Source organism: Sulfurovum sp. (assembly GCF_041551015.1).
Classification (GTDB): Bacteria; Campylobacterota; Campylobacteria; order Campylobacterales; family Sulfurovaceae; genus Sulfurovum.
In genome coordinates this window covers 1-3824 of record NZ_JBFENQ010000158.1, presented here as the reverse complement: position 1 = coordinate 3824, position 3824 = coordinate 1, and the positions used below count along the sequence as shown (strand labels likewise).

Sequence of the window (3824 nt, the reverse complement as noted above, 5' to 3'; positions counted from 1 at the left end):
TAGATGCAGCCGAAAAAGGTGATTTTTCTGTAGTGGATGATCTCTTTAAAATTGCTCAAAATCCATTTGATGAACATCCTGAGTTTGAAAGATGGGCAGCTGCAACACCACAAGCATTTAAAAATAAAAAGCTCAGCTGTAGCTCCTAATCGTTATAATTTTAAAAATCATCAAGGATAACGCATGACATTAGAAGAACTACAAAATACCATACGAACCGAAGTAGGGGTTTTACTTTACTTCTCTGGAGAGAAGTGTAATGTATGTCATGCGCTTAGACCCAAATTCAAAGAGGTGTTTGATGAGAACTTTTCTCAACTGAAACAGATCTATTTGGATGCACATGAAAATCCGGAGATCTCTGCCCATTTTCAAGTCTTTTCTGTACCTACTATGATAGTTTTTATGGATGGAAAAGAATTTGCTAGAGAAGGACGCTCTGTGAGTTTACACCAGTTAACTGAGAAACTGAAACGTCCTTATGGGATGATGACAGAGTAGGTATTACTTCTTAGTAATAATCGAGATATTTTCAAACCCTTTGGTTTTGAGAATATCTATGATGCTTACAAAGTATTGGAAAGCACTCTCTTTATCCATGTGTAAAGAGACAAGATCTTTTTTTGGATCTAATTTCATCAGTTTCTCTTTGATGAGATCAAGGCTTAAAGCCTCTTTATCGTAAAAGTATTCTCCCTCTTTATTGATCGCTATATGTACACTTTTTCTCTCTTCATTTTTCTCAGAACTGGCGGAAGGTAGATCCACTTTGATCGTTTGATTGGTTACAAAAGTAGCTGTGGCAAGTACGATGACCAGTAGTACAAGTACTATGTCGATGAAGGGTACGACATTCATTTTGTCAAAGCGTTCTCTTCTCATTAACGGTTCCTTTTTTGGCAAAGACAAACAAAGGACTCTTCAGCAGAGTGCTCACGCGACTGGTCGCTTTTGTTCATTTTAGAAAAAGGTCTTAACATTTTATTTTTCATCCTGTGCAATTTCCCATTGAGCCAAGATCGTATCTACTTTTGTAAGCAGTGCATTGTAGATGACTGTTGCCGGGATCGCTACTACCAAGCCGGCGGCTGTGGCTTTGAGTGCCAAGGCTAAGTGCTTCATGATCTCACCAGGGTTGATAGTATCTTGTTGGTCTCCGATGATGTAGAAAGTAAGTATGATAGCCAGAACGGTACCAAGTAATCCTATATACGGAGCATTTGATCCTATCGATGCGATCGTGGCTAAACGTTTTGAGAGGTCGAGTTCCAAGGCTGTCTTATTGCTGTAGTCTGTAAGTTTGATACCACGATAGAAAAGTACTCTTTCTATAGCATAGGCAAAGGTGATAAAACTCAAGAAAAAGAGCAATCCTATGACTCCATAATCTACGATATCTTTTATTTGTTCAATTAGCACTATTTTTCCTCATAATATAATATTAGAGTGCATTATATAGAAATAGTGTTAAATCCATGTTAAATCCATTTTAAGATACCTAGCGTCCATTTTAAGCGCTTTTTAGCCTTTTTATTTAAGCCGATGTTAGATACAATGAATGCAATTTTTTACACAATAAGGAAATGCATGAGCGATCTGTTTGAAGACCAACAAAATACCGGACAAGTGTTAATCGAAGATAGTATGAAGGCCAGTTACCTTGATTACTCCATGAGTGTTATCATAGGTAGAGCATTACCAGATGCAAGAGATGGGTTGAAACCTGTACATAGAAGAATCCTTTATGCGATGAATGACCTTCATCTTGCACACAGAAGTCCTTATAAAAAATCCGCACGTATCGTCGGTGATGTTATCGGTAAGTATCACCCGCATGGTGACAACTCTGTATATGACGCACTTGTACGTATGGCACAGGATTTCTCTATGCAGGCACCGCTTGTTGATGGTCAAGGAAACTTCGGTTCAGTCGATGGTGATAATGCAGCGGCGATGAGATATACCGAAGCACGTATGACAAAGATCGCTGAAGAGCTTTTGAGCGATCTTGAAAAAGACACGGTAGATTTTGTACCAAACTACGATGACTCTATGCAGGAGCCTGATGTACTTCCTTCACGTGTACCAAACCTACTTCTTAATGGTTCAAGTGGTATCGCAGTTGGTATGGCTACGAATATTCCTCCACACAGATTGGATGAACTTATAAATGCGCTTGTATTACGTATAGACAACCCAGATTCAACAGTGGAAGATATGATGAAGATCGTACATGGTCCTGACTTCCCAACGGGCGGTATCATCTTTGGACGCAAGGGTATCACAGATGCGTATACTACAGGACGTGGACGTATCAAAGTACGTGCGAAAACACATATAGAGCAAAAAGGTTCTAAAGAGATCATCATCATCGATGAACTTCCTTTCCAGGTCAATAAATCAAGACTGATAGAAAACATTGCACAACTTGTACGTGATAAACATATAGAAGGTATCTCTGAACTTCGTGATGAGTCAGATAGAGAAGGTATCCGTGTGGTCATCGAACTTAAGCGTGACGCGATGAGTGAGATAGTCCTTAACAACCTTTTCAAAAGTACACAGATGCAAGTGACATTCGGTATCATCATGCTTGCGATCGCAAATAAAGAACCAAAAGTATTTAAACTTCTTGAACTCTTTGATCTATTCTTGAAACACAGAAAAACAGTGGTTATCAGAAGAACGATCTTCGAACTCGAAAAAGCAAGAGCAAGAGCGCACATCTTAGAAGGTCTCAAGATCGCTGTGGACAACATCGATGAAGTGATCAAGATCATTCGTGCCTCTTCAGATGATGTTGAAGCAAGAGAAAGTCTCATGGCTCGTTTCAAACTTTCAGAGATACAGGCAAAAGCTATCCTGGAGATGAGACTTAGACGTCTTACAGGTCTTGAGATAGAGAAGATCGAGAATGAGTTGAATGAACTTCTTAAACTTATCGCAGAACTTGAAGGTATCTTGAAAAGTGAAGAGAAGATCAATGTAATCATCCGTGAAGAGCTTGTGGAGATAGGTGAGAAATATACAACACCACGTCGTACAGAGATCGTAGATGATTATGATGACATAGACATCGAAGACCTTATTCCAAATGAGCCAATGGTTGTGACTATTACACACCGTGGATACATTAAACGTGTACCGGTCAAGCAGTATGAGAAACAACATCGTGGCGGTAAAGGTAAGATCGCCGTTACTACCTATGATGATGACTTCATTGAGAAGTTCTTTACGTCAAATACACATGATACACTCATGTTCGTAACAGACAGAGGACAACTATACTGGCTCAAAGTCTATCGTATCCCAGAAGGATCACGTACGGCTAAAGGTAAAGCAGTAGTGAATCTCATTAATCTTCAGCAAGATGAGAAGATCATGGCTATTATTCCTACGACTGATTTTGAAGCGGATAAAGGACTGGTATTCTTTACACAAAATGGTATCGTGAAGAGAACAAACCTTTCAGAGTATTCAAACATCAGATCTAATGGTGTAAGAGCGATCAACCTTGATGAGGATGATGCTTTAGTAGAAGCGAAGATCGTCAAGCCAGATACAAAATGGCTTTTTATAGCAACCAAAAAAGGTCTATGTATCAGATTTAAAGTAGAAGATGCAAGAGAGATCGGTAGAGTGGCACGTGGTGTAACTGCGATCAAGTTCAAGATAGAGGGTGACTACGTTTGTGGTGCTACGACCATAGAAGATGAGAATGATGAACTTCTCATGATGAGTGAAAAAGGTCTTGGTAAGCGTACGACTGCAAGTGAATACCGTGAACAGAACCGTGCTGGTAAAGGGGTTATCTCTATGAAACT

General features: G+C 39.5%; 4 protein-coding genes. 2 read left to right on the top strand and 2 right to left on the bottom strand.

All coding sequences use genetic code 11. The annotated features are described in order from the left end of the window. The first annotated feature begins 183 nt into the window (after positions 1 to 183). Entirely contained in the window at positions 184 to 501 is a 318-nt protein-coding gene (locus ABZC96_RS08970) for a thioredoxin family protein (RefSeq protein WP_373030573.1), read from the top strand. 3 nt (positions 502 to 504) lie between these two features. On the opposite strand, the gene ABZC96_RS08965 is transcribed toward ABZC96_RS08970, so the two are convergent. Then, positions 505 to 882 carry an ExbD/TolR family protein gene (locus ABZC96_RS08965; protein WP_373030572.1) on the bottom strand — a complete coding sequence of 126 codons (378 nt, stop codon included), beginning with the start codon at positions 880 to 882 and terminating at the stop codon, positions 505 to 507. A gap of 99 nt (positions 883 to 981) precedes the next feature. Further along, complete coding sequence (exbB, locus tag ABZC96_RS08960) at positions 982 to 1419, bottom strand: TonB-system energizer ExbB (RefSeq protein ID WP_373030571.1); 438 nt, start codon at positions 1417 to 1419, stop codon at positions 982 to 984. Between the two features lie 168 nt (positions 1420 to 1587). Here exbB and gyrA point away from each other — a divergent pair. Further along, positions 1588 to 3824, top strand: a 2237-nt coding sequence (gyrA, locus tag ABZC96_RS08955) for a DNA gyrase subunit A (RefSeq protein WP_373030570.1), incomplete at its 3' end; no start/stop codon positions are given.

Excerpts from the sequence above, each read along its gene's own strand:
- ABZC96_RS08970 (WP_373030573.1), top strand. The coding sequence starts at position 184 with ATGACATTAGAAGAACTACAAAATACCATACGAACCGAAGTAGGGGTT.
- ABZC96_RS08965 (WP_373030572.1), bottom strand. The coding sequence starts at position 882 with ATGAGAAGAGAACGCTTTGACAAAATGAATGTCGTACCCTTCATCGAC.